Below are 26,456 nucleotides of genomic sequence, written 5' to 3'. Positions count from 1 at the left end.
CAACCCTATGATTTTCAACGGTTCTGATGGTTAACGGATTTGTCGATAACCACGGTTGAAGGGCTTAGGCCCGCGTTGGGTGATCCATGTCGATGGTCCTTTTGGGGACAGGTGTGTGGCGGCAGGTGTAGGGGATTTGGGGCGATGTGGGAAGGGGGGCATTGCGAAGGCGCAAGGAGATGGTGAATTGCCGGTTGGCGCACGGGTTGTCCTGAGCAAAGTCCGGCAGCGTGCGATCGCTTGACGGCGTGTCGCGGATGTCAAAAGGGACAACCCCGAACGGGATAGGGGGATTGCCGATCAAATCATGGTCCACCAAGACGCGATGATCATGCTGTGACCGGAAGGGAAAGCCGGCCGGATATTTGCGGTCTGAGTACACGCAGGACTGGGGGGGCTTTGGGGGGGCGTTTGGGGCGCCACGTTACGAATGGAGCACGGGGCGCGGGTTTGCAGCCGCGCAGCGGCCCCGCCATCGACGGGCCCTGCCTTGGCCCGGCGATTTGGTCGGGCCGGGTGCGCCGTCTTGGACGCGTTATGGTGTTGGGGTCATAAAGTGCGAGGCTTGACCGTTCGGGATCGCCGACCCCGGGCCCGTCGATGGCGGGGCTTTAGCCTTACTCCGCCGCGAAGCGTTCCGGACTTGGGGCGTAGGCGTCGCGTCCTTGCGGCGTTTTGATCCCCAGCGCAGCACCGGCAACCTGGGTGCGCAGGATCTGGGCGGTGCCGCCGCCGATGGTGAACATGCGGACGTCGCGGTACATGCGTTCCAGCGGTTCGGCGTCGGAATAGCCGCGCGCGCCGAACATTTGCAGGGCGTCGTTGACGATCTTGATGGCGGCCTCGGAGGCGAAGAGTTTGGCGCGGGCGGCCTTGGTCATGTCCGGGAAGGGGTCGCTGGAGCGCGCTGCATCTTGCAGAAGAAGGCGCGCGGCGTGGAGTTGGGTGTCGGCGTCGGCGACCATCCATTGCAGGCCCTGAAATTCAGAGAGCGGGCGGCCGAATTGATGACGGTCGAGGAGGTATTGCTTGGCGCGATCCAGCGCCCCCGCGGCGACCCCCATCGCAATAGTGCCCGCGCCAACCCGTTGGGAATTATAGGCATTCATCAGATCGGCAAAGCCACGGCGCAGGCCCGAAGGCGGCTGCACCAGCCAGTTTTCATGCACGTCGAGATCTTTGAAATGCAAGGTCGCCTCGGGCATGCCGCACAAGCCCATGGTATGCTCACGACCCGCGATCTCGAAACCCGATGGCGGATTGGCAGGGTCGATATGGACGATGAAACCGCCGATGCCCTGCTCGGCCCCGGCCTCGTCGAAGACACGGGCGAAGATGAGATGCAGCTTGGAGACGCCGCCACCGGTGATCCAATGCTTGGTGCCGTTGAGGATGTAGCTGTCGCCGCGTTTGCGGGCGGTCGTCTGCATCTCGGTCGCGGCCGATCCGGCCTCGGGTTCGGTGATGCAGATGGCGGACTTGTCCCCGGCCAGCACGATCGGCGCGCAATGGGCTTTCTGCGCGTGGGTGCCATAGGCCATGACGGCGGAAATGCCGCCCATGTTGGCCTCGACCACGATGCGGGCGGTCAGCGTGCAGCCGCGTGCGATTTCTTCGACGACCTCGACGACATCCAGATAGGAGGCGCCCTTGCCGCCGTATTCCGTGGGGATGGTCATGCCCATAAGGCCCGCCTCGGTCAGCTCGGCGACATTGGGCCACGGATAGCTTCGGGTGCGGTCCCAATGGGCGGCGCGTTCGGCAAAAGCAGGGGCCAGCGCGCGGGCTTTGTCGAGGAAGGGATTGGTCATGGATGCCTCACGGGTTTGTGATGACTTGACCATACGGAAATGAGAGTTCAAAACCATCGAATAAGTTTGGACTTTAACTTCAGGAATGATGGATATGCAGACGCGCAGCCTCAGGACATTGGTGAAAGTCGCGCAGGTGGGCAGCTTCATCGGCGCGGCGGAGCAGTTGGGCATGACGCTATCCGCGCTGTCGATGCAGATGAAGGCGCTTGAGGCGGAATTGGGCGTGGATCTGTTCGACCGCTCGGTGCGCCCGCCGCGGTTGACGCCGTTGGGGCGACAGGTGGTCGAAGAGGCGGAGGGCGTGCTTTCGCGGGAGGGGCGGTTGTTGGAGATCTGCCGCCCGACGGAGGGGCTGTCGGGGCGCTACAAGCTAGGCTTTGTGACGAGTGCGGCGGTGCGGCTATTGCCCGGATTTCTGAAGGCGGCGCGTGGCGGGCAGGCGGCGTTCAGCGTCGAGACCGGGTTGAGCGCGGTGGTGCAAGACAAGGTGTTGAGCGGGCAATTGGATGCGGGCGTGGTGACGAATGCGGACGGGTTGCCGGCGGGATTGAGCGCAAGGTTGCTCAGGCGCGAGCCGTTTGTCTTCGCGGCCCCGCGCGCGATGGCGGAGGCGGGGTTGGAGGGGCAGACGTTTTTCCATTTCATGCCGGGCACGGGGATTGGGAAATTGATCGCGGGCGCGGTGGGTGCGCCCGGCGATGTGGTGGTCTTGGACAATCTGGAGGCGATCATGGAATGCGTGGCGCGGGGGTTGGGGTTCACCTTGCTGCCGCGCCCCGATGTGACGCGCTACGCGACGCAGGACGTGGCGGTGTTGCCGGGGCCCGAGGGCCTTGAGCGGCGGTTGGAATTGGTGGTGTTGAAGGGCAGTGCGCTGGCCCGTCGCGAGGCGGCGTTGGCACGCTTGTTCGGGGTGCCGGAGAGCGCGCTTGCGGTGGAAGTGTCTGCGCCGTAAAGGGAGGCGGAATTCGCAAAGGGGACCGTCATGGGGTTCAAGATGGGTATCGTGGGCTTGCCGAATGTGGGCAAATCCACCCTGTTCAACGCATTGACCAAGACGGCCGCCGCGCAGGCGGCGAACTTTCCGTTCTGCACGATCGAGCCGAATGTCGGCGACGTGGCCGTGCCGGACGCGCGGTTGGACAAGCTGGCCGGGATTGCGGCGTCGAAATCGGTGGTCCCGACGCGGATGACGTTCGTGGATATCGCGGGTCTGGTAAAGGGCGCGAGCAAGGGCGAGGGGTTGGGCAACCAGTTCCTGGCCAATATTCGCGAAACGGACGCGATTGCGCATGTGTTGCGGTGCTTCGAGGATGGCGATGTCACTCATGTGGACGGGCGCGTGGACCCGGTCGCCGACGCGGAGACGATCGAGACGGAGCTGATGCTGGCCGATCTGGAGAGCATCGAGAAACGGTTGCAGAACATCATCCGCAAGGTGCGCGGCGGCGACAAGGAAGCGGTGCAATCGCAGCGCCTGATGGAGGCGGCGAAGGCGGCGTTGGAAGATGGCCGCCCGGCGCGCACGGTCGAGGTCGATGCCGAGGATGCGAAGGCGTGGGGGATGCTGCAACTTCTGACGTCGAAGCCGGTTTTGTACGTCTGCAACGTGGAAGAAGAGAACGCGGGCACGGGCAATTCGCAATCCGCGCGGGTGGCCGAGATGGCGGCGGCGCAGGGCAACAGCCATGTGGTGATATCGGCGAAGATCGAAGAGGAGATCGCGCAGCTTGAGGCCGACGAGGCGCAGATGTTCCTTGAGGAGCTGGGGCTGGAAGAGGCCGGGTTGGACCGTCTCATCCGGGCGGGATATGAGCTGCTGAACCTGCAGACGTATTTCACGGTGGGGCCGAAAGAGGCGCGCGCCTGGACCATCAAGGAAGGCACAATGGCGCCGCAAGCGGCGGGTGTGATCCATGGCGATTTCGAGAAGGGCTTCATCCGGGCCGAGACGATTGCCTACGACGACTACGTCGAATTGGGCGGGGAAAACCCTGCGAAGGACGCGGGCAAGATGCGCGCGGAAGGCAAGGGATATGTGGTGAAGGACGGGGACGTCCTGCATTTCCTGCATTCGGGGTGATTTTCCGCGTTCGGGTGTTTTGGGGGCGTTGCCCGGGACGGGCATTTTGGGGCTTCCCCGTCGCCTGAAGGCGCCTCCCCCAAGGTTTTTTGCAAGATGAAGGGGCGCGCGGGTGGCTTTGGTCAGCCCTGTCCGACGGTGAGACACCGGATCGGGTCGAGGACCAGTGCTGCGAGGATCGCGGTGAGGGTCAGGGCGCAGGCGTAGGCCACCCAGCGGATGCGGCGGGCGCGCCCGACCATGTCGCCGCGTTCGATGACGGTAAGCTCCGCGCCGGTTTCGCGGTTGTCGGCAAGGATGTCAGCCTGCGCTGCCAGGGCGCGGGAGCGGTAGCTGAACATCGCGCCAAGGCCCGCGATGAGATGCACGAAAGTGGGGAGCAGGGTGATTGTCACCATCATGTAGAGGGCGGTGCCCTGGGTGGGATCGGCGCGGATGTCGGTGTGGTGATGGCGGTCGATGCGAGCTCTAGCGAGGTCTGGTCGGTCACGACGATCTGGGTGCAGGCGTTTCAGGTCCGGCAAGCAGGCCATCTTTGGACCGGACGTGAAGCGGGTTCAGCACGAACGGAGGCGACGTCAGGTGGCTTTTCGAATGCCACGGCAGCTCGGGAAACTGCTACATCCCAAGAAGGCTTCGCCGGTTTTCCGGTTCTGGCGCGCGACCATGTCACTGCCGCAGCGCGGACAGGCGGAGCCGTTTTTGCCGCGCGCGCGTTCGTCGGCTTTTCGGCTGTCGATGTGGGCCCTGTCGGTGGCACGGCCCGGTTCAAGTCGGGCGGCCTCCAACGCTGTCCGGAAGGCGCCGATATCCGCTCGGGTGAATACGGCGGGGCGTGGCGCGTCGAGATGGCGTTTGAGGGCGCGGGGGCTCCAGAACACGGTTTCGGGCATGGCGGTCTTGGGTCGCGCGTTGCCTACGAACACGGCAAGGTTTTCGATGCGATCGGGGGCGATGCCAAGCACGTCTCCCACGGCGAGGACGTGTTTGTGGTTCTGTCGCAGCGGGTTCTGGAATTGCGTTTTCCTGCGTCCCAGGGTTTGGGTCCAGCGGGACTGATTGGCGCCGCCGAAGATCCAGCCCGCCATATTCTTGGTTTCGATGACAAAAACGCCGCCGGGGTCGATCATGATATGGTCAATCTGCGTGGTGCCGCGCGCAGTTGGCAACGTAACGTCGGTCATAAGAATGCGGGGGTCGTCGTTGGCTTTGGGGGCGATGCAGCGGTTCACGCGCGCCTCTCCGGCGCGACCTTTCATGCGGGGCGAGCGCAGGATCGCGGAGGCGATGACGATAAGGATGCATGCGATGAAAAAGAGCGCTTCCATGGCGGGTCCTTTGATGGGTGCAGGGGCGGTGTGGCCGGACAATACGGTTGAATTGAGGACACAGGGGGCAGTGTTTGGGGCGAATGGAGCGGGTCCGGATGGTCGGTACGCGGTGCATTCAGGCGTCCATCTGACCTCGTGATCCGCCCCATCACATCCGGTGATTTGCCATTCGCGGTCCGGTGGGGTTTGGTGCGCGGCGGCGCGGGCGTGCGGCGCGAGGGGATGGGTGATGGCGGGCGGGCAATCGGAGGACACTGGGGCCGGATTCGCTTATGCGACGGGCGCATATGTCTTGTGGGGCGGGTTGCCTTTGTACCTGAAAGCATTGGAACATTTGCCGCCCGCCGAAGTCGTGGCGCATCGCGTGGTGTGGTCGTTGCCGATCATCGGTGCGCTGATCTGGATCACCGGGCGCACGGCGGATTTGCGGGCGGCGTTGCGCAGCCCGAGGATGCTGGGCATGGCGGCGCTGACGAGTGCGTTCATCTCGGTGAACTGGGGCGTCTACGTCTGGGCGATTGCGAACGAGCGGGCGTTGGACGGTGCGTTGGGTTATTACATCAACCCGTTGTTCAGCGTGTTTCTGGGCGCGGTGGTGTTGGGCGAACGGCTTGACGCATTGAAATGGGCGGCGGTGGCGCTGGCGGCATTGGCGGTGGTGGTGTTGACCGTGGCGCAGGGGAGCCTGCCCTGGCCGGCGCTTGCGTTGATGTTCAGCTGGGGCGGCTACGCATTTTGCAAGCGGCGGCTGCCGATCGGGCCGAACCAGGGATTTTTCCTGGAGGTGGCGATTTTGAGCGTGCCGGCGATGGTGTATTTGGTGTGGCTGGGCGGAGAGGGCGCGTTTCTGGGTGCGGCGGGGGACACATGGCTTTTGCTCTGCGCCGGATTGGTGACGGCGATCCCGTTGATATTATACGTGAACGGGGCGAAATTGCTGCGGTTGAGCACGATTGGCATCCTGCAATTCATCGCGCCGACGCTGATCATGGTGGTGGCGCTGTTTGTGTTCGGAGAGCCGTTCGGGACGGCGCGGGCGATTGCATTTCCGATGATCTGGGGGGCGCTGGCGCTTTATTCGCTGGCGCTCGTGCGCGAGGCGCGGGCGGGGTGAGGGTCGCGGACAGCGCTTCGGAGCCAAGGGGGCCGGGACGGCGGACTTTCCCCTGATTGCGGAGCGGGCGGGCGCATAGATTTGGGCTCATGACGATGTTTTCCCCTCTTGCTCCCGTTCTGGGCGGCCACCGAAGCGGTCCGATCCTGGCGGTCGAGGCACCACCTGCCATCCTGCGTGAGCTGGCCGACAGGCTTGCGCGTATCCCGAGCCTGTCGCGGATGCGCGGCGCGCTTGTACTGGGTGCGGCACGGCCGATGAATGTCGATGCGCGCCTTCGATTTGGCGATGGAGAGGCCTCTCTGCGCGATCTGCACTGGCAGGTGCTGGCCGCAGCGACGCAGCTCGGCATGATCTCGGGACGGGGCGTTCCGGGCCGGTTTCTCGACGCGGTTTATCCGCTCGCCTTTCCACTTGCCCCGACGCAGCGCTGCCACTAAACGGGTCGACGGAGACGTGGCCGAGTGGTCGAAGGCGCTCCCCTGCTAAGGGAGTAGGCGGGAAACCGTCTCGAGGGTTCGAATCCCTTCGTCTCCGCCACCATACCAATATCGTGAGTTTGAATGGGTCGCCTTGGGCGGCCCGTGTTCGCGCGTGCGGGCAGGGTGACGGGGGAGGTGCGGCAGACGGCATTGCGCATGCATGGCGCCATCGCTCAGGTCGCGCCGTCTTTGGCCATTCTTCGGATATCCGCCTCGCCATAGCCCAGATCGCGCAGGATGTCGTGGGTGTCCTGGCCGAGTTCCGGGGGTGGGTTTGTCACGTTGGGGCGCGTGTCGTCCATGCGGAAGCCGGTGGTTACTACGTCGACCGGGTGATCGAGCGTCCTTGGCGCGAACCGGGCGATGAGGTCGCGGTCTGCGATCTGTGGATGGGCGAGGATTTCGGGCACGGTCAGGACCGGGCCGGCAGGGATGCCGTGGGCGTTGAGACGCGCGATCCAATGGGCGGCGGGCTGTGACGTCAGCACGGTCTCCAGTTCGGCGCGCAGGGCGTGGCGGTTGGCCTTGCGGCGCTCGCGCGTTTTGAAACGGGCGTCTGCGAGGAGGTCGGGACGACCGAGGACGGGCGCGAGCGCCTGCCATTGCGCGTCCTTGTTGGCGGCGATGTTGAGCGGCGCATCGGCGGCCTGAAACGTGCCGGAAGGCGCGGAGGTCGGGTTTTCGTTGCCGTGGGCCTGCGGGGGCAGGCCGCCGATCAGGTGGTTTGAGACGACCCAGCCCATGGTGGCGAGTGTCGCCTCCAGCATGCTGACATCGATGAAACAGCCACGCGGCGCGGCGTTCAGCGCCGCGGTGATCGCCATGGCCGCGGTGAGCCCGCCGATGGTGTCCGAAAGGGGATAGCCGACGCGGGTGGGCCGGTCGTGGCCGGTGATGGACATGACGCCGGAGGCCCCCTGGATGATCTGGTCATAGGCGGGATGTTGCGCCCAGGGGCCGTCTTGCCCGAAGCCGGAAATCGCGCAGTAGATGAGGTTGGGGTTGGTGTCGCGCAGGGTCTCGTAACCGAGGCCTAGGCGGGCCATGACGCCGGGGCGGAAGTTCTCGACCAGGACGTCAGCGGTTTTGACAAGCCGCGTCAGGGCGTCTTTGCCATCCGTGTGTTTGAGGTTCAGGGTGATGGATTTCTTGCCCGCGTTCTGGGCGAGGAAGGAGATTCCCATCCCTTGTGCGTTGAGCTCTGGCGAGGCGCCGAGGTAGCGCGCGAGATCACCGCGTCCGGGGGCTTCGACCTTGATGACCTCGGCCCCTAGGTGCGCCAGTTGATGGCAGGCGAACGGCCCCGCAAGCACGTTGGTCAGGTCGAGGACGCGGATATTTGCGAGGGGGTGGGTCATGACAAACGCTCCGGCGTTCACATCTCAGGGCTCAATCCCCATCCGCCACACCTTGCGCGCGTTTGCGGGCGCGCATCGCGCGGTAGCTTGGCAGCAGCACCAGGATCGCGGCCAGCAGCAGCAGGCCCATGGTCATCGGGCGGTCCAGAATGAACTCCAATCCGCCGGCGAGCTGCATCGAGCGGGAGAAGTTGTCCTCCAGCATGGTGCCGAGGATGAAGCCGATCAATAGCGGCGCCAATGGATAGTCGGCAAAGCGCAGGATTGTCGCAATCACGCCGAAGCCCACCAGAATAAGCAACTCGGTCGCGTTGTTCTGGCCGATGTAAGCCCCCATCAGGGTGAAGAACAAAATGAATGGGATCAGGTAGTTGCGCGGGATCGCGAGGATCTTGGCGATGTAGGGGATCAACGGAAGGTTCAAGATCAGCAACACCAGATTGCCGATATACATGGAGATGATGACGGCCCAGAACACCTGCGGCTCGTCGGTCATCAGCCGCGGGCCGGGCGTGACGTTGAGCGCGATCAAAGCGCCCAGAAGGATCGCGGTGGTGCCGGATCCGGGAATGCCGAGCGTCAAAAGGGGCACGAACGATCCGGTGCAGGCGGCGTTGTTGGCGGTCTCGGGCGCGGCAAGGCCCTTGATGGAGCCTTTGCCGAATTCCTCTTGCTCGGCTTTGGGCGCGATGTTGCGTTCGACCGCATAGCCCAGGAAGGACGCGATGGTGGCCCCCGCTCCGGGCAGGACGCCGATGAAGAAACCCTGCACCGATTGCCGCCCGATCACCGGGGCGATGGCGCGCCCCTCGGCCCGTGTGATGCGCAGGCCTGTGATCTTGCCGCCTGACGCGTCCGAGCCGCCTTGGGCCGAGCGTGCGGGGTTCATCACCAGAAAGATCGCCTCGGGCAGCGCGAACATGGCCATGGCCAGCGTGATGAAGGAAAACCCGGATTGCAGGTCGATCAGCCCCATGGTGAAGCGCGGCATGTTGAACAGCGCGCCTTCTCCGACGGTGGCCATGATCAGTCCGAGGATCGTCATCATCAGCGCTTTGCCCACTTGGCCCGTGCCCGCGAAGGCCGCGATGGCCGAAAGCCCCACCACCATCAGCGCGAAATATTCGGCGGAGTGGAAGAGCAGTGCCACCGACGACAGCATCGGCGCGAAGATCATCAGGAGGATCGCGCCGATGGTGCCGCCTGCGAATGAGGAAATGGCCGCAATGGTCAGCGCCTTGCCCGCCATGCCCTTCTGCGCCATCGGGTAGCCGTCGAAGGACGTGGCCACCGTGCCCGCGACCCCCGGCGCGTTGAGCAGGATCGACGAGGTGGAGCCGCCGAAAATCGCGCCGTAATACACGCCCGCCAGAAGGATAAGCGCGGCGGTGGGATCGCCAAGCGTAATCGCCACGGGGATCATGATGGCGATGATCGACATCGGCCCGAGGCCCGGCAACATGCCGATGAATGTGCCGATCATGCAGCCGAACACGACCATCGCGAGGTTGAACGGGTTGATGGCCGTCGAGAGCCCGATCATCAGACCTTCAAGCATGGCGGAGCCTCCTCAATTGCCCATGAAGAAGGGCCACGGGCGCAGGAAGATGCCCAGAACCTGCTGCACCAGATACCAGACGACGAAGGTGGCAATGGCCGCGATAGGGATCAGGATGTGAAACTTGCGCTCCCCAAGGATCGTGGCCCCAACGGTCAGGAACAGGATCGTTGCGGCGATGAAACCGATCGGGCGCAGGCACAACGCGTATGCCACCATCAGCCCAAGAAGCCCCAACGCCTGTCCGATGTGGTATTGGCCAAGCTTGCGGTAGTTGATGTCTGTGGCCGAGGGCTCCTTGGTGTCGGCCCCGTTTTCGAGGCCGAGCAGGACGACAAGGCCCACGACGACGCCCGCGATGCTGAGGATCTTTGGGAAGGTCGACGGCCAGACCGGGTTGCGCTGCATGAACGGCGGCAGCAAGTGGTCCATGGTGAAGAACGCGGCATAGCCGTAGAGCACGCAGAGCGCCACGAAGACCAGCGCGATCCAGCGATCCAGCGCCATGGAGGCCATCCTTCCGGGTTGGTGGAGGGGGGGCGCGGCGGGTGTAACGCCGCCGCAGCCTTTGGATTTCGCGCCTTGAGCGGCGAAGGGGGCCTTAAAGGAAGCCCAACGTGCGCATCAGGTCGCCGATCTGCTGCTCCTGTGCCTCAAGGAAGGCTTCGAAATCGGCACCGGGGTTGTGGATGTTCACCCAGCCGTTGCGGGCGCGGACCGCTTCCCACTCGGGCGTGTCGTACATCGCTGCGATGGCGCCGCGCATCGCTTCGACCTGGGCCTCGTCGATGCCTGGTGCGGCAAAGAAACCGCGCCAGTTCACGAACTCGACCTCGATGCCTTGCTCCATCATCGTGGGAGCATCGGCGAAGGCGTCGACACGCTCGGGCGCGGTGACGCCAAGGATGCGAACTTCGCCCTGCTCGGCCAATGCAACCGCTTCGGAGAAGCCGGTCGACAGCGCCTGGATCTCGCCCGAGAGCAAGCCCGCCATGGCCGCGCCGCCCGCATCATAGGGGATGTAGTTGAAGCCGGTGGGGTCTTCGCCCGCGGCTTCCATCGCCATGGCCGCTACGAGGTGATCCATACCGCCGGGCACCGAGCCGCCACCGATGGCGAAGCTGGAGGCATCGGCCTGGAACGTGGTCAGCAGATCATCCATCGAGGTGATCGGGCTGTCGGCTTGCACGACCAAAGCGGCGTAGTCACCGATGGTGCCCGCAACCAGCGTCAGATCGCGGAAGCTTTGCGGAAACACGCCGGTGAGCGAGCGGATCACGATCGGCGTGGAATTCACCATCACCGTGTTGTCCATGCTGTCGGCGTTTTCGATCATGTGGGCAATCGCCACACCGCCGCCGCCGCCGGACATGTTCTCGTAGGATGCGGAGCCAACGATGCCCGCTTCGGTCAGCGCCTCGCCGGTGCCCCGCGCGGTGCCGTCCCAACCGCCGCCGGCGCCACCGGGGATCAGGAAATGCAAGTCTTCGAGCATCTGGTGCCCATCGGCCTGGGCCGTGCCCGCAAATGCCACCATTGCGGCAGCCGCTGTCATCATCACGCGACGGGTGAATGTCATGGTAAGTCCTCCCTTGTTTGGGCGGTCGTCTGCCGCCCTCGCGCAAAGCCTTGCATGGAATTTGCGACAATTCCAGATGTTCCAGGGCCAGATGTTGCGGGGCGGGCGGTCTCGGCCGCGCGGGTGCGTGTGCGACCACAAAAAAACCACGGTTTGGTTAATTCTTGCAAAGAACAAGGATTATGCCGCCTTTCCTCTCGCCTGAGGCGCGGGGATCGTGGCAGGATTTCAGTTCAGGCCAAGTGTTTATGAGTTCAAAGGGATAGGATTTGGGGCCGCGTTGCGCGTGCCCTGCTTTGGCCGGATCACTTTTGCGGGGCGTTCAGATGCCCCCAGACACCACGAGACACCGCAAGACCGGCGCGCACGTGTCGGCAGAGAACACCACCGATGCCCGATCGCCTGATCCACGACAGCCCTAAATCCAAGGTCTTTCGCCGCAGCGCCGGGGCGGGGCCGGCGCATGCCGTGAAGGTGTTGAATTACGAATTCCCGACCCCCGACGACATCGCGCAATTCTACAACGAATACGACATCCTGACGGAACTATCGCCCGAGGGCACGCGCCGGGCGCTGGACAAGACGCGCGAACACAACCGCCATGCGATGATCCTGGAATGGGTGCCGGGCGAGCCGCTGGATGCTGCGTTCAAGGGCAAACAGGATGACATCGCCGACGCGCTGCATATCGCGATTTCCGCAGCGGAGGCCTTGGCGAAGATCCATGCCCGCAACATCATCCACAAGGATGTCACGCCGCAGAACCTGATCGTGGATCTGCAGGACCGGCATGTGTCGCTGATCGATTTCGGCAATGCCACGAACCTCAACCTCAAGCAGCCCTACGTCGGCAATCCGGGTCAGATCCACGGCACGCTGGCTTATGTCTCGCCCGAGCAGACGGGGCGCATGAACCGGGTCGTGGATCACCGCAGTGACCTCTATTCGCTTGGGGTGACGCTCTATGAGATGCTGGCCGGGGTGCCGCCATTCGCCGGGCGTGATACGCTGGAGCTGGTCCATGCGCATCTGGCGCAGATCCCCCGCGCGCTGACCGAATTGAACCCGCAGGTACCGCAGGCGCTGTCGGATATCGTGGCCAAGCTGCTCAACAAGAACGCCGATGCGCGGTACCAATCGGCACGCGGCCTGCATACCGATCTGACGCGGTGCCTGTCGGCGTTCGAGCGCGGCGGCGCGGCAGCGGCGGGCTTCGAGTTGGGGGCGGAGGATTTCTCCGCGACGTTCCGGCTGCCGCAAAAGCTCTATGGGCGCGGGGCCGAGGTCGACCGCCTCCTGCAGGCGTTCGAGCGCACCGCGGACGGGGCGCGAGGGCTGGTTCTGGTCGGCGGGTCGTCCGGCACCGGAAAGACCGCGCTGGTCCATGAGGTACATCGCCCGATCACCGCGCGGGCGGGATATTTCTGCGCCGGCAAGTTCGACCAATTGCAGCGCGCGACGCCGTATTTCGCGGTGCTGGAGGCCTTTACGCAGCTTCTTGATACCTTGCTGAGCGAACCCGAGACCGCTCTGGCCCCCCTGCGGCAGGAGATGCGCGCGGCGCTGGGTGAGGAGGGGCGGGTGTTGACCAACCTTCTGCCGAACCTCGAACACCTGGTCGGAGCGCAGCCGGAGATCCCGGATGTGGGCGGGGCGGAGGCGCAGAACCGGTGCATCTACATGTTCCGCAAATTCGTGCGGGTGCTGTGCCGCGCCGATCATCCGCTGGTGGTCTTCATCGACGATCTGCAATGGGCCGATAGCGCGTCGCTTGCGTTGTTGCAGGCGCTGGTCACCGATCCCGATGGCGGTCACCTGATGCTGATCTGCGCGTTTCGTGACAACGAGGTCGACCCGACCCATGGCTTTGTCCGCATGGTCGAAGAGGTCACGGAGACCGGACTGACCCCCGATCGCATCACGGTAAGGGCGCTCTCGCAGGGCTCGGTCACGCAGATGCTGTCGGATGCGCTGCATGCGTCGGTGGACGATGTCGCGCCGCTTGCGCAGCTGGTCTTCGACAAGACGCAGGGCAATGCGTTCTTTGCCCGCGAATTCATGACGTCGTTCGCGGAAGAGGGGCTGCTGGCCTTCGATTTCGACGGCAAATGCTGGCGTTGGGATGCGGACAAGATCGCGCAGAAATCCATCGCGGATACGGCGGTGGAGCTTATGGCGGCCAAGGTGCGGCGGTTGGAGGCGGGCACGCAGGAACGCCTGCACATGGCAGCCTGCCTGGGCAACAGTTTCGATCTGGAAACGCTGGGTTGGGTCAGCGGCGAGACGGTCGAAGACATGGCCGCGCAGCTGAAACCCGCGCTGGCCAACGGATTGATCCTGCCGCTGGGTGGCGTGCAGTACAAGTTCAGCCATGACCGTATTCAGCAAGCGGTCTATGCGCTGATCGACACGGCCACCAAGCAGCGCACGCATCTGCGCATCGGTCAGGTTTTGCAGGGCCATGACGCCCGCACAGAGGACCCGGCGCGGATCTTCGAGATCGCCAACCAGCTGAACCTGGCGCGAGATTTGCTGCAAGATCCGGACGAGCGGCTGGCGCTTGCGCAGCTCAACCTTGATGCGGGGCGGCGCGCGAAGTTGAACGCGGCGTTTCCGACGGCGTTGGACTATCTGTCAACGGGGATTGCCTTGGTGGGGCCCGGCGATGCGCCCTGGGCCGAGACCTATGACCTGACGCTTGCGCTGCACACCGAGGCGACCGAAGCCGCGTATCTGAGCGGGGATTTCGACCGGATGGACGGCTGGTTCCGCGAGGTTGTGGCCCGTTCGCAGGATATCCTTGAACTGGTCAAACCCTACGAGATCCGCATCCTCGCCTATAAGGCCGAAAACCGCTTCGACGAGGCGATAGAGACCGGGTTGGAATTGCTCGCCAACCTTGGCGAGACCTTTCCCAAATCGCCGCATTTCGGCCATGTCATCCGCGATCTGAGCACCACGTATTTCGCCCTGCGCGGACGCAGCAACGATGATCTCATGGCGCTGCCGCCGATGACTGATCCGCGCAAGAGTGCTGTGATGCGGATCATCGCGGACATCATGTCGTCAGTCTATTGGGGCCGGCCCAATCTGGTGCCGCTTTTGGTGTTTCGCATGATGCGGCTGTCGTTGCGGTACGGCAATCACCCGGTGTCGTGCTTCGCCTATGGCTCTTACGGGGTGTTGATGTGCGGTGTGTTGGGCGCAATGCGCACGGGCGATCGCTACGGGAAGCTGGCGCTGGAGCTTTTGGAGAAACTCAACGCCAAGGAGTGGAAGGCGCAGATCTACGTCACGCCCTACGGGTTGATCTTTCACTGGAACCGGCACGTGCGCGAGACGCTGCGCCCGTTGCAGCAATCCTTCCAGATCGGCATGGAAACCGGCCTGATCGAATTCGCCTGCGTGAACACGAATATCTATTGCATTCAGGCCTACCTTTGCGGCCGTCCACTGGCCCGGATTGCCGAGGAAACCACCGCCTACAGCAAGCAGTATCAACAGCTCAAGCAAGAGACGAATTTCAACTACAATCAGGTTTTCCTGCAGGCGATGCAGAATTTCATGGGTCGCTCGAAAGACCCGGTCCGCCTGGTTGGGGAGGCCTATGACGAAGACGTCATGCTCGCCCAGAACACCGAACGCAGCGACAAGACCGGCACGTTTTTCATTCATTTCAACAAGCTGATCCTGAACACCTATTTTCGCCGGTTCGAGAATGCCGCGCGGGATGCTGCGGCGTCACGGGCGTTGTTGGATGCGGTTCTGGCCAAGTTCGAGGTCCCGAACCACCATTTCTACGAAGCGCTGAGCCTGATGGCGCTGTCGGAGGCGACCTCCGGGCGGGCACGGCTGGGGTATCTGGCGCGCGCGCGGCACGACATTGCGAAGCTCAAACGCTGGTCGCGCTTTGCGCCCGAAAACTACGCGCACAAATACGATCTTTGTGCCGCCGAATGGGCGCGGATCCACGGGCGCGCCAACGCGGCGCGGCTGGCCTATGACCGGGCCATCGCGGGGGCCTCTGCCCATGATTACATCCATGAACAGGCGCTTGCTTTTGAACTGGCGGGCCGGTTTTACGCCGCCAGCGAACGCCCGGTGTTGGCCGAATTTCACCTCAAGGCTGCCTATACGACCTACCGCGAGTGGGGCGCGGGGGCGAAGTTGCGCGACCTGGCCGATGCGTTCCCGAAATACCTGTCCAAGGACCGCTCGGCCGCAGCCGTGGAATTGAGCGCGGACACCGACCGGATCGACGGCGCGGCGCTGGATATCGCGACGGTGCTGAAGGCGTCCACCACGATCTCGTCGCAGGTGCAGTTCTCGGCGCTGTTGTCGGTGCTGATGCGTCTGGTTCTTGAAAACGCGGGCGCGCAGCGGGGCTTCTTGCTTCTGTCACAGGACGGCGAGGACGGCCTGCGCATTCAGGCCAGCGGCGATGCGGGCGGTACCGAAATCGAGGTAATGCAAGGCACCCCGCTGGAAGATCAGGCCCTGCTGTCGGTGCCGATTGCGCAATTCGTCCACCGCACGGGCGAGCCAGTTGTGATCACCGATGCGGCCAGCGACGCGCGCCTGCGCGGGCAAAGCTACCTGGCGGAGCAGCAGCCGAAGTCGATCCTTGCGGTCCCGATCCTGAACCAGGGCAAACGGGTGGGTGTGCTATATCTTGAAAACAACCTCGCCGCGGGGGCCTTCACCCGCGACCGGGTCGATCTTCTGACGCTGTTGTCGGGGCAGATCGCGGTCTCCATCGACAACGCGACGCTCTATGCGCAACTGGAACAAAAGGTCAGCGAACGCACCGCCGAACTGGCCCTTGAACAGCAGAAAACCGATGAATTGCTTCTGAACATTCTGCCTTCTGAGACGGCCAAGGAACTCAAGGCCAATGGTCGCGCCGAGGCCCGCCATTATGACCGCGTGACCGTTCTGATGACGGATTTCGAAGGCTTCACCGATCTGGCCGCGCGCCTGGAACCCGATGCGCTGGTGCGTGAGATCGACGCCTGTTTCAAAGCGTTCGACCTGATCTGTGAAAAGCGCCGGATCGAGAAGATCAAGACCATCGGCGATGCGTTCATGGCCGTCGGCGGGCTGCCGGTGCCCAACTCGACCCACGCCGAAGATGTGATCAACGCAGCCCTCGATATCCGCGACTTCATGGCCGCGCGCAATGCGTCGGGCGAGGGGTACGGGATGGGTCTGCGCATCGGGGTGCACACCGGGCCCGTGGTCGCCGGCATTGTCGGATTGAAGAAATTTCAATACGATCTTTGGGGAGACACCGTTAACACCGCTGCACGAATTGAGACCGCCGGAGAGGTGGGACAGGTCAACGTGTCCCAGGCGACCCGCGATTTGGTGCAGCACAAATTCGATTTTTCAGACCGGGGTGAGCTTGCCGCCAAGGGCAAAGGGCGCATCCCGATGTTTTTTGCAGACCGTTTTGAAAAGACGCCGCCGACGGGAGAGACGTGATGAATGTTGAGAACACGCTGGCCGACGCGGATTTGACACCAGGCGCCACGCCCGCCGATGCCGCCGCGATCCGCGAGATCATCGAAGAGGCCAGGCGCGAGACGCAGGTCGAGTACAAGTATGGCGACAGCTTTTTCACCCCGCGCATGCGCTCGATCAATCACCTGGAGGTCGGGCGGTCCAAGATCATCTCGAACCCGATCACCATCCTCGCGGAATGGGCGTTCGAGAAGTGGAAAGCGTTCCGGCGCACGGTAAAGCAAGTCTTCGCGGCCCTGTTCCCGCGCCGCGACGAAATCTGGTGCAACCGCGTCGACAGCCATCTGACGGGTCGTGTGATCTTTGCGGGCGACCGGGGACAGGGCGCGCCGATCCATCATCTGCATCTGGAGTTCTGGGGCCGGACGTGGCTTGGCGGTTGGCGCAAGCTTGGACAGACCCGCACCGACCGCGATGGTCAGTTCCGTCTGCCGTTCGACCTGCGACAGGCGCGCGCGCTGTTGATGCGCCGGACCTATTTCGAGGTGCACACCACCACCCGCGTCTATTTCAAGGAGAACGAGCCGCATTTCCATTTCGACGTGTGGAAGCGGATGCCGATCAAACCCTCGGACCTGATCGGGATGGATTATGACTTGCGGACGTTACGGCTCGATTTCTGGCGCTACCGCGAAGGCGCCTACACGCCGCGCGCTCATGTCGACACCACCACACACGCGCCCGAGGCCTACAGCGAAGGGCGCGTCGATGCCCTCATCTCGCAGGTTATTCCCATCGAGCTGACCAAGATCAAGCATCTCGACCAGATCGACTTTGACCCCGGCACCCTGACGATCCCGCAGATTCAGGCCGACTACCCCGTTAACCTGACCACCTGCATCGAACGCAAACTGCCCGGCTATACGCGCGGCGACGATTGGTTCGGCGAGCGGATGATGAACGGCATGAACCGCGGCCATTTCGTGCCCGACACCGGTCGTAAAAGCCACTACTGGATGCGCTATTTCGGGGCCTGTTGGTACGATCACAACGAAATCTACGCATTGCCCGATGTCGATATCTTGTTCCGCATGAAGCGCAACGGCTTGCCCGAACCCGTCGAAATTCACCTGACCGGCAAACTTTCGGCGCAGGACACCGACCCATGGCAGACCCGCGTGTATACGCCCAAGGATGATCCCGACTGGACCTATGCCAAGCGCGTGGCGCGTGTCAGCGGCGCGTTCAACACTGAGGTCGAAGAACATTTCGCCGGCACCCATCTCAACGCCGAACAATTCGCGGTGCCGTGTTATCGCAACCTCAAGCTGAACCCTGTGGCCGCCCTTCTGATGCCGCATCTCAAGGAGGTGTCGCTGATCAACCATACCGCCGATGCCAAGCTGATCGGGGGCTATATCCAATCGGCCACGGCGCTGAGCGAAGAGGGGCTCAACCAGCGCACGCGCGACATCATGGGCCTGCAGGATTGGAAAGGCTGGAAACCGCGTGAGGTCCTGAGCCCCGCGCATCTTTATGCCCGGGCCGAAACCCTGTTCTGGGAGGTCGTCTGCGCCTATGTCGACGACTTCTTCGAGCGTCGCGGCGACGACATCAAAGCCCATTGGTACGAGATCTACCGCTTCTCCGAAGACCTTGTGACCCATGCCGTGCCGCTGGCCTTCACCGGCCCCGGCGACACCCCGCCCGAGGGCGAGAATTGGCGCAATCTGGCCGCCAAACGGCTGGAATATTACTGCGGTCAGTACAGCTTCGACCCGACGCTGGACCGCCCGGTGATCGACGGCCAGACCCGCGCCCTCTCCCGGATCACGGCCGCCGAAAGCTTCGATCAGGCCGCGCCGGAGGATTGGGACAATCTCAAGGACGCCTGCAAATACGCGATCATGGTCGCCACCTTCATGCACACCTGGATCAACGAGCATCAATACGATGATCTGGGCGAGATCCTGTATTCCTGCGGCGGGCTCAGGTTCGGTGACAAACCACGCGGGATCATGGCGCCGGAAACCGATTATGACATCGCCCCGGACCTCGTCCGCTCCACCCAAATGCTGTGGTTCACCAACCTTCTGTCGCGCACCGAATACGGCTTCATCACCGTGAACGAGGAAAACGACGTGAACCCCACATTCGCCCGGTTCCTCGAAGAAAAGCGCGACGCCTTCAAAGCCCTCGGCGTCGATATCGATGCCATTGAATCGAGGACGAACATTTGACCACCAAAGCCAATATTTCCATCGGCCAGATGATGTCCTACTGGCTCCGCCGCGCCTTCGACAAGGCGGTTCTGTGGCTCTATTGCAAGGCATTCGGCCTGCTTCTGGCGCTGTTTCTGTGCCTGCCGAACCGCAAACGAATGAGCCACGACAATGGCATCGCCGCGACCGGGACGGTGCGCATCGTCGATGATCCAAGTTTTCCCGAACATGATTTCTTTGAACCCGGCCGCGTCTTTCCCGTGCGTATCCGCCATGCCTCGGCCACGTTTCTGGACGATGCGATGAATTGCATCCGGTCGATGTCGATCAAATTCGCGGATACCGAATTTGACAGCCCCTTCGACATCGAAATGAATACCGGTCAGACAAGCCTGTTCTGGTCCGCGGTCAGTTTCCTGAAATTCGCCAAGATGCGGCGCGAGAAATACGGCATCGAATATCGCAACTTCAACCGCCGCTACCCCGACGGATTGAAGGGCAGCATGGAGGCCGGGCGTCGGCATGCCAGCTCGTTCCACAACCTGCGCTATTATTGCAAAACGCCGTTTCTGTATGTCGGGCGCGATGGGCTGAAACGCTACGCCAAGTACCGGGTGATGCCCGCCGATGGCGCGCCCGAAACCGGGATCGACCCGAACCCGAGCGTCTGGGATCAATGCAATCAGCGCATCCTTCCCCACGAGACGCGCGGTCGCAATTACCTCAAGCACGAATACGAGGATCGCGTCGCCCGCGAAGGCGCGCGCTACTTGATGCAGATTCAGACCCACCCCGCCGCCGAGGGCGAGGATCCGGAGGTATTCAACAACATGGTCGTGTGGGACGAGGCCGCGCATCCGTGGCAGGATCTGGCCATCATCGACATCGACGAAACCCTTGATTGGCGCGACAGCACGATGACCGCGTTTTCGGTCAACAACATGCCCAAGACCCTTGGCGTGATCCCGGCGCAATCGATCTTTGATTACAATTCGCTCAACTACATGCGCGCCAATACCGAGATCGCGCGCAAGGCCCGGTTGTTGTCCTACAAGCTGTTCGGGATGGTGCCACCCATTCCCGACAACGAAAATCGCAACGTCTCGGATTGGGGCGTCTAGCGCGGGTGCGCCGCCAGCGTGAAGCGGTTCAACAGGTGAAACCGGCCTGCGCCGTCCTCACCCATCAACGCCAGATCCGTGATGTCGAACGGGGAAGGCAGGGTTGGGGCAAGATGCGCCGTCAGGGCGTTTTGGAGGGCTTCGGCCTGCGGATGCGGACCGGTCAGGGTCAGGTGAAAGCGGAAGGCATCCATCACGTAGGGATAGCCCCAGCGCAGCAATAGCGCATCCTGCGCAGCGGTGAGACGAGATGCCCGGCGGCGCGCGATTTCGGCCTCCGTCAACGGGGCGCGAAACGGGTCGAGCGCTTCGACGGCGGCGGCGGCGAGGGTGCCAAGCTCTGATGATGGCGCAGTGGGGACGGCGGCCACGAACCGGTTCAGTCGGGTGATCTTGAGGCCGGGCAAACGCACTGGGGGCTGGTCCGCGCAAAAACTGCGGCAGGCGGCGCGCAGGGCGGCTTCCGTCTGTCCAGGGGCGAGCGCGAAGGGCGCTTTGATCGTGCCGTGCAGCCCGTATTTACGGGGCTTTTCGGTCAGCGCATCGACCGAGACCGGCACGCCCGGCACCGACGGATGCGCCACGGTTTCCCCCGAAACGCTATCCCAGCCAAGCCACGCCGCGCCAGCGGCGTAGAAGGCGCTCGAGGGCACAACAAACAGCGCGTATCGTGCGTAGGCGTTCAAATCCACAAGCCCCCGTGGCAGGTCACCGTCCCTTCCTGTCGTAGTACGCGGCGCTTGCCAACGGCACTTAAACCTCGGGCGGAAGCGCGGTTGCGCCGATCTGCGCCAGGGTGATACTGGTCTCGGATTTCAGGATCGACCAGAGCCGGTCCAATCCGTCCTCGCCCCCCGCCGCGATGGCGAATTGTAGCACGCGGCCCAGGAAGGTGAATGTGGCACCTTGCGAATAGGCCTTCACGACGTCCTCGCCGCTGCGCAATCCGGTGTCGTAGAACAGCGGAAAATCCGCGCCGACGGCCTGCCGGATGTCGGGCAGAACGCGGATCGGGGCGGGGGCGCTTTCCAATTGCCGCGCACCGTGACTCGACACCTGGATCGCATCCACGCCTTCGGCCTTCAGGCGACCTGCATCCTCCGCGTCGAGAACGCCTTTGACCACGAGGTTTCCCGGCCAGGCTTCGCGCAGGCGCGCCAATGTGGACCAATCTGCCTTGGCGCGGCTCGCCGTGCGGTCGAAGGCGAACCCGTCCATCTGGAAATTCGCCATGTCGGGTTTGCCCGCCAACAGCGACGAGATCGACCAACGCGGGTGCAGGGCGAAATCGAGGAATTGCCTCGGCCCGATGCGGAACGGCATGGTGAAGCCGTGGCGCAATTCACGCGGGCGGCGGCCCACCTCGGGCACATCCACGGTCAGAACAAGCGTCTCGTATCCGGCGGCCTTGGCACGCTCGACCAGCTTGAACGTCTCGGACCCGTCGCCGGTGAAGTAAAGCTGAAACCAGGCGTTGCCCTGCGCTTCTTCTATAAGATCTTCCAGCGGGGTGGAGGCCACGGTCGAGACTCCAAGCGGCACCTCTTCGCGCGCGGCCAATCGTGCAAGCATCCTGTCCGCGCCAGGACCCGACAGATTGCACATGCCCATGGGCGAGATCCCGAACGGGGCCTTCGTACGCTTGCCGAAAACCTCTGCCGACAGGTCGCGTTCACTCACATCTCGCAGGATGCGCGGGCGCAGCGTCAGCGCGTCGAAAGCGGCGCGGTTGCGGGCGGCCCCGGCCTCATCAGCCCCGGCCGCCCCGTCGATGTAATCGAAGACCATCCAAGGCAGACGCCGCTTTGCCAGGCGCCGCGCGTCTGCGCTTGAATGGATCATCTCAGCTTGCCACCGCATCCATGAAGCGGGCCTTGATCACCACCGGATCCTTGGTGATGACCGGCAGCTTGATGTTGCCGCTTTCGCATTTCGCGACGATGATCGTCATCTGCTTGCTGTCGATGGCGGCCTGCAGGGTCTTTCCGGTGTCCACGTCATCGCAAACCACAACGTTTTCACACCCGCAGGCGCGCGCCACGTTCTCCAGCTTGGTCAGCTTGCCCGCATAGGTGGGCTGGTCGCCAGTGGACCCGTAAGAGCCGTTGTCGATGATCAGCAGGATGAAGTTATCGGCCACGTTGTTGGCAATCGTCGGCAGCGTGCCGAGGTTGGTCAAAACCGAGCCGTCGCCGTCGATGGAGATCACCGTCTTGTCTTGCGCCAGCGCAAGTCCAAGGCCGATCGAAGACGACAATCCCATGGTGCCGAGCATGTAGAAGTTCCGCGCGTTGTCGTCGATCATGTGCAGTTCCTGCGACGGCAAGCCGATGTTGCAGATGACAAGGTGCGGGTTCAGGATGGGCGCGATTTCGCGCAGGATTTCAGAACGGATCATTGGTCGCCATAGCCTCCCCAAAAGGATGCGTCCGTCAGGATCGCGACGGGCTTGTTGGACATAAAGGTGTACTTCAGGATTTCGTCGAACTCATCCGCATCCGACTCCTTGTGGAAGTGGTAGGTCGGGATCAGCATCTGCTTCAGCAGCGCCTTGGTGTGCACCGCCATCTCGACCTGACAGGCCACGGGCTCGCGCAGCTCCCCCCGATAGGAAATCAGGATCGGCAGCGGCATCCGGTAATATTGCGTCAGCGTCGCCAGCGTGTTGATGGTCACGCCGATGGCGGTGTTCTGCATGATGATCGCGGGGCGCTTGCCGCCCATCCACGCACCGGCACACAGGCCCATGCCCTCGTCTTCCTTGTTCGCGGGGATGTGGAAAATCTCGGGCCGGGCTTCGACCTCGTCGATCACACCGGCCAGCTGCTTGCATGGCACGGTGGTGATGAAGGACACGTCATTGGCGACGAAATCGTCAACGAGCTTCTTGGAAATACTCACTTTTTCGATGCTCCTGATGGGTTCGGAACGCGGCGAACCGCGCGCGGGGTGGGAGAGGTGGAAACCGGTTGCATGGCTAGGCCTGTGCCGGTGTTGAAACGGGGCTCACGCATGGGGGTTGAGGATGATTTTCGGGGCGGGCACACGGCCCGCGCGGATGTCGGCGAAGGCCTGCGCGCCGCCCGACAGCGGCCGCGCTTCGGTCCAGTCGAGCGCGCCAAGTCGTCCGTCGAACAGGGCGGCGGCGCAATCGCGGAAATCCTGCGCGGTATATGTGTAGGTGCCGATGAAGGTGATCTCCTGAAGGGTCATGCGGCGAATATCGAGCCCGCCTGTATCCTCGCCCAGACCGACATGGGCGATCACGCCGCCCGGTGCCGCGCGGGCCGTGGCCTCGGCGCGGGTCGCGGCATAACCGACCGCATCAATGATCAGGTCAAAGGCGCCATCGGCCTGCGCCACGGCGATCTGACCGCAGGTGTCCAAAAGGTAGGTGCGGCGCGTGTCGTTGGGCTCTGCGATGGTGATGTCATCGACGCCCATCGCCGTCAGCGCCAAGGCCGCGGACAACCCGATCGCGCCACCGCCGATCACCAGCGCGCGGCGATCTGAGGCGGGGTGCAACGCCGCCAGAGCCAGCCGCGCGGCGTGCCAGCTGACGGCGAGCGGTTCGGCCAGCGCGGCCTTGTCCAGCGGCACGTCATCGGGCACGGCCACCAGATTGACCTCCGGCATGGCGACATATTGCGCAAACGCCCCTTCACGCGGCGGCATCGAAATGATCTGCCGGTCGGGGCACAGGTTCTCGCGCGCCGATGTACAGGCCGCGCAAACCCCGCACGTCACCAGCGGATTGACCGTCACACGCTCACCGTCGCGCGGTCCGCCCTCGATCACACCCGCCGCCTCGTGGCCGAGGATCAAAGGCGCGGGACGCCGCGCATCATGGCCCAGATAGGCGTGCATGTCGGACCCGCAGATGCCCACGGCCTCCACCCGGATCAGGTGTTCACCGGCGCGCGGAACGGCCATGTCGGCCTCGCGATGGCGCAGCGTTTCCACGCCGTCATAGAACAACGCCTTCATTTCGCCGTGAATCCCCCGTCAACCATCAGAACCTGCCCCGTTACATAGGCCGAGGCGTTTGAACACAGAAATAGCAGGGGGCCGTCGATATCTTCCAGCGCTCCGTTGCGCCCGACGCAGGTTTGCGCGGCATTGCGCGCCGCGCGCTCGGGATCGGCAAAGACCGGGCCGGTCAATGCGGTCGGGAAAAAGCCGGGGCCGATCGCGTTGGTGTTGATCCCGAAACCGGACCACGCCTCGGCCATGGCGCGGGTCATCTGTGCGATCCCGGCCTTCGATGTTCCGTAGGCCATGCCGCCGGTAAACGCCCGGTGCGTCTGGAGCGAGGCGAAATGCACAACCCGGCCCCAGCCCTTGGCCTTCATCGCGGGCACCAGCGCCTGCGTCAGGAAAAACGGCGCCGCGAGGTTGAGATTGAGCGTCACATCCCATCCCTCGGGTGTCACGTCATCGGCCGCTTCGCGCGTGTTGATGCCCGCGGCATGCACCACGATGTCGGGCGCACCGAACGGGTCAGACACCCGCGCGGCCACGTCCGACAGCCCGTCGCGCTCCGCCAGATCCGCCGCGACAATCGCCGCCGGTGGTCCGATGCGCTCGGCCCATGCCGCCAAGGCGTCCTCGCGCCGTGCCACGGCAACCACGCGCGCCCCGGCATCGGCCAGCGCGCTTGCCGATTGTTGCCCGAGGCCCGAACTGGCTCCGGTCACGCAGGCCACCCGGCCCGTCAGGTCGAACAGGCGCGAGGTGTCAGCCATCTGCACTGAGGTCGAAATTCTCGCCCGGGAAATACTTCGCAAGCCGCACATCCGCCGCGCGGGCGTGCCCCTCCATCCCCTCAAGGCGCGAGATGCGGGCCGTGGCCTCTGCCACCTGCCGCGATCCCTCGCGCGTGGCTTGCTGCCAGGTGACGATCTTCATGTATTTGTGCACCGAAAGCCCGCCCGTGTAGGACGCGGCCCCCGAGGTCGGCAGCACATGGTTCGTCCCGGTCGCCTTGTCGCCGTAGGACACCGTCGTCTCTTCGCCCACGAATAGTGACCCATAGCAGGTCAGCCGATCTTTCCACCAATCGAGGTCCTCGGCCTGAACGGTCAGGTGCTCGGGCGCGTATTCATCGGAGCACGCGGCCATGTCCTCGCGGTCGGCGCAGACGATGACCTCTGCATAATCGCGCCACGCGGCGGTGGCGTTTTCGCGGTTGGTCTCGGGCAGACCGTCGATCAGGCCGGGGACCAACGCCATGACCTTTTCGGCCAGGTCATGATCGTCGGTGACCAGCCAGACGGGCGAATTGTATCCATGTTCGGCTTGGCTGACCAAATCCGTCGCCACGATATGCGCATCCGCCGTTTTGTCGGCCAGAACAAGGCTATCGGTCGGCCCGGCGATCATGTCGATGCCGACGCGCCCGAACAGGATGCGCTTGGCTTCTGCCACAAACTGGTTGCCGGGCCCGACAAGAATGTTCGCCTTCGGCAGGCCGAACAGGCCAAAGCTCATCGCGGCCACGCCCTGAACGCCGCCAAGCGCCATGATCGTGTCCGCGCCGCAAATATGGGCGGCGTAGATGATGGCGGGCGCCACGCCAACGCCCGGACGCGGCGGCGAGGTGGCGACGATGTGATTGCAGCCCGCAACCTTCGCGGTGGTCACCGTCATGATGGCGCTGGCGATGTGGCTGTAGCGGCCACCGGGCACGTAGCACCCTGCGGTGTCCACCGGGATCGCCTTTTGCCCGGCGACAAAGCCCGGCACGATCTCGACCTCGACATCGGACAGCGTGGATTTCTGCGCCTCGGCGAAGCGGCGCACGTTGTCATGGGCGAAGCGGATGTCGGCCTTGAGTTTTTCGGGGACGCGCGCGGCGGCGGCTTCGATCTCTTCGGCGGTCAGGATGATATTGCCGTCGTATTTGTCGAATTTTGCGGCGTATTCCCGCGCCTTCGCATCGCCGCCTGCCTCGATATCGGCAAGGATGGTCTGCACCGTCTCATGAACGTCCGAGGCATCGGATTTCGAAGTGAGTTGCGCTTTTTTCAGATACTCTCGGGTCATCGTCGGGCCTGTCCTAAGCTTAGGGTGTCAGTGTGGATCCGGCGCGCGCGCCCTTGCCCTCTGCCACAGCTTGGACCTTGCAGGCCATGGCCGGTAAGGGCGCTACGGTTCCCGATTCCTTCGGCGCCATGTAAGCGCTTACATATCATTAAAGCAAGCGGTACCGTTGATCATGGTCACGGCATCCGGGCACATGGTCCGAGCGGAGCGGAACACGGGTCGATTTTGCGGACATGCTGGCGCGAACGTGCACGATATCACGATCGATTTCTGCCGATTGGCGCCG

The 26,456-nt window shown here is 63.6% G+C and carries 21 protein-coding genes and 1 tRNA gene; 8 read left to right on the top strand and 14 right to left on the bottom strand.

Annotation, left to right across the window (positions count from 1 at the left end; all coding sequences use genetic code 11):
* Nucleotides 1-617: 617 nt before the first annotated feature.
* The gene (acdA, locus tag V8J83_RS09590; RefSeq protein WP_339985820.1) at nt 618-1,811 is read right to left on the bottom strand and encodes a 3-sulfinopropanoyl-CoA desulfinase; all 1,194 of its coding nucleotides are present in this window, start codon (nt 1,809-1,811) and stop codon (nt 618-620) included.
* Between the two features lie 94 nt (nt 1,812-1,905).
* On the opposite strand from acdA, the gene V8J83_RS09585 reads away from it, so the two are divergent.
* On the top strand, nt 1,906-2,769 hold the full coding sequence (locus V8J83_RS09585) for a LysR family transcriptional regulator (protein WP_339985818.1): 864 nt from the start codon (nt 1,906-1,908) through the stop codon (nt 2,767-2,769).
* A gap of 30 nt (nt 2,770-2,799) precedes the next feature.
* Nucleotides 2,800-3,897: a redox-regulated ATPase YchF gene (gene ychF, locus V8J83_RS09580; protein WP_339985816.1), complete on the top strand. Its 1,098-nt coding sequence runs from the start codon at nt 2,800-2,802 to the stop codon at nt 3,895-3,897.
* A gap of 122 nt (nt 3,898-4,019) precedes the next feature.
* Here the strand turns inward: ychF and V8J83_RS09575 are convergent, their stop codons facing one another.
* Both V8J83_RS09575 and V8J83_RS09570 read right to left on the bottom strand, forming a co-directional pair.
* Nucleotides 4,020-4,430 carry a hypothetical protein gene (locus tag V8J83_RS09575; protein ID WP_339985814.1) on the bottom strand — a complete coding sequence of 137 codons (411 nt, stop codon included), beginning with the start codon at nt 4,428-4,430 and terminating at the stop codon, nt 4,020-4,022.
* A gap of 45 nt (nt 4,431-4,475) precedes the next feature.
* Nucleotides 4,476-5,225, bottom strand: a complete 750-nt coding sequence (locus tag V8J83_RS09570; RefSeq protein ID WP_339985812.1) for a nuclease-related domain-containing protein — start codon at nt 5,223-5,225, stop codon at nt 4,476-4,478.
* Nucleotides 5,226-5,457: 232 nt separating this feature from the next.
* Between V8J83_RS09570 and rarD the strand changes: the two genes are divergently transcribed.
* The 3 genes from rarD (at nt 5,458) to V8J83_RS09555 (ending at nt 6,882) form a co-directional block, all read left to right on the top strand.
* Nucleotides 5,458-6,342, top strand: a complete 885-nt coding sequence (rarD, locus tag V8J83_RS09565; RefSeq protein WP_339985810.1) for an EamA family transporter RarD — start codon at nt 5,458-5,460, stop codon at nt 6,340-6,342.
* Between the two features lie 89 nt (nt 6,343-6,431).
* Nucleotides 6,432-6,782: a hypothetical protein gene (locus V8J83_RS09560; RefSeq protein ID WP_339985808.1), complete on the top strand. Its 351-nt coding sequence runs from the start codon at nt 6,432-6,434 to the stop codon at nt 6,780-6,782.
* A gap of 10 nt (nt 6,783-6,792) precedes the next feature.
* Nucleotides 6,793-6,882 (top strand) — tRNA-Ser (locus tag V8J83_RS09555).
* Between the two features lie 115 nt (nt 6,883-6,997).
* Here the strand turns inward: V8J83_RS09555 and V8J83_RS09550 are convergent.
* The 4 genes from V8J83_RS09550 to V8J83_RS09535 form a co-directional block, all read right to left on the bottom strand.
* Nucleotides 6,998-8,182, bottom strand: a complete 1,185-nt coding sequence (locus tag V8J83_RS09550; RefSeq protein ID WP_339985806.1) for a CaiB/BaiF CoA transferase family protein — start codon at nt 8,180-8,182, stop codon at nt 6,998-7,000.
* Nucleotides 8,183-8,213: 31 nt separating this feature from the next.
* Nucleotides 8,214-9,740 (bottom strand): tripartite tricarboxylate transporter permease, encoded by a 1,527-nt coding sequence (locus V8J83_RS09545; RefSeq protein ID WP_339985803.1) that lies wholly within the window; start codon nt 9,738-9,740, stop codon nt 8,214-8,216.
* Nucleotides 9,741-9,752: 12 nt separating this feature from the next.
* Complete coding sequence (locus tag V8J83_RS09540; RefSeq protein ID WP_339985801.1) at nt 9,753-10,247, bottom strand: tripartite tricarboxylate transporter TctB family protein; 495 nt, start codon at nt 10,245-10,247, stop codon at nt 9,753-9,755.
* 94 nt (nt 10,248-10,341) lie between these two features.
* Nucleotides 10,342-11,319: a tripartite tricarboxylate transporter substrate binding protein gene (locus V8J83_RS09535; RefSeq protein ID WP_339985799.1), complete on the bottom strand. Its 978-nt coding sequence runs from the start codon at nt 11,317-11,319 to the stop codon at nt 10,342-10,344.
* 390 nt (nt 11,320-11,709) lie between these two features.
* Between V8J83_RS09535 and V8J83_RS09530 the strand changes: the two genes are divergently transcribed.
* From V8J83_RS09530 to V8J83_RS09520, 3 genes are read left to right on the top strand one after another with little or no spacing between them, the layout of a single operon-like run.
* Entirely contained in the window at nt 11,710-16,803 is a 5,094-nt protein-coding gene (locus tag V8J83_RS09530) for an adenylate/guanylate cyclase domain-containing protein (RefSeq protein ID WP_339985797.1), read from the top strand.
* Nucleotides 16,803-19,022, top strand: coding sequence for a lipoxygenase family protein (locus V8J83_RS09525; protein ID WP_339985795.1), 2,220 nt, complete (start codon nt 16,803-16,805; stop codon nt 19,020-19,022). Before V8J83_RS09530 ends, V8J83_RS09525 begins: the two co-directional genes overlap by 1 nt.
* Nucleotides 19,019-20,125: a catalase family protein gene (locus V8J83_RS09520; RefSeq protein ID WP_339985794.1), complete on the top strand. Its 1,107-nt coding sequence runs from the start codon at nt 19,019-19,021 to the stop codon at nt 20,123-20,125. Before V8J83_RS09525 ends, V8J83_RS09520 begins: the two co-directional genes overlap by 4 nt.
* Here V8J83_RS09520 and V8J83_RS09515 read toward each other — a convergent pair.
* The 7 genes from V8J83_RS09515 to hisD all read right to left on the bottom strand — a co-directional run bounded on the left by V8J83_RS09515 (nt 20,122) and on the right by hisD (nt 26,170).
* Entirely contained in the window at nt 20,122-20,817 is a 696-nt protein-coding gene (locus V8J83_RS09515) for a DUF1045 domain-containing protein (RefSeq protein WP_439649765.1), read from the bottom strand. The genes V8J83_RS09520 and V8J83_RS09515 overlap by 4 nt on opposite strands.
* 61 nt (nt 20,818-20,878) lie before the next feature.
* Complete coding sequence (locus tag V8J83_RS09510) at nt 20,879-21,967, bottom strand: alpha-hydroxy acid oxidase (protein WP_339985791.1); 1,089 nt, start codon at nt 21,965-21,967, stop codon at nt 20,879-20,881.
* Nucleotide 21,968: 1 nt separating this feature from the next.
* Nucleotides 21,969-22,523: a sulfopyruvate decarboxylase subunit beta gene (comE, locus tag V8J83_RS09505; protein WP_339985789.1), complete on the bottom strand. Its 555-nt coding sequence runs from the start codon at nt 22,521-22,523 to the stop codon at nt 21,969-21,971.
* Nucleotides 22,520-23,026, bottom strand: coding sequence for a sulfopyruvate decarboxylase subunit alpha (locus V8J83_RS09500; RefSeq protein WP_339985787.1), 507 nt, complete (start codon nt 23,024-23,026; stop codon nt 22,520-22,522). Before V8J83_RS09500 ends, comE begins: the two co-directional genes overlap by 4 nt.
* Nucleotides 23,027-23,131: 105 nt before the next feature.
* Nucleotides 23,132-24,112, bottom strand: a complete 981-nt coding sequence (locus tag V8J83_RS09495; protein ID WP_339985785.1) for an alcohol dehydrogenase catalytic domain-containing protein — start codon at nt 24,110-24,112, stop codon at nt 23,132-23,134.
* Nucleotides 24,109-24,870, bottom strand: a complete 762-nt coding sequence (locus tag V8J83_RS09490; RefSeq protein WP_339985783.1) for an SDR family NAD(P)-dependent oxidoreductase — start codon at nt 24,868-24,870, stop codon at nt 24,109-24,111. Before V8J83_RS09490 ends, V8J83_RS09495 begins: the two co-directional genes overlap by 4 nt.
* Nucleotides 24,863-26,170 (bottom strand): histidinol dehydrogenase, encoded by a 1,308-nt coding sequence (gene hisD, locus V8J83_RS09485; RefSeq protein WP_339985781.1) that lies wholly within the window; start codon nt 26,168-26,170, stop codon nt 24,863-24,865. The genes V8J83_RS09490 and hisD overlap by 8 nt, the downstream gene beginning before the upstream one ends.
* Between the last annotated feature and the right edge of the window lie 286 nt (nt 26,171-26,456).

It is taken from the genome of Gymnodinialimonas ulvae, assembly GCF_037543845.1.
In the GTDB taxonomy this organism is placed as follows: domain Bacteria; phylum Pseudomonadota; class Alphaproteobacteria; order Rhodobacterales; family Rhodobacteraceae; genus Gymnodinialimonas; species Gymnodinialimonas ulvae.
Note: the sequence above shows the minus strand (reverse complement) of the source record. Positions and strands in the feature narration are given on the sequence as shown.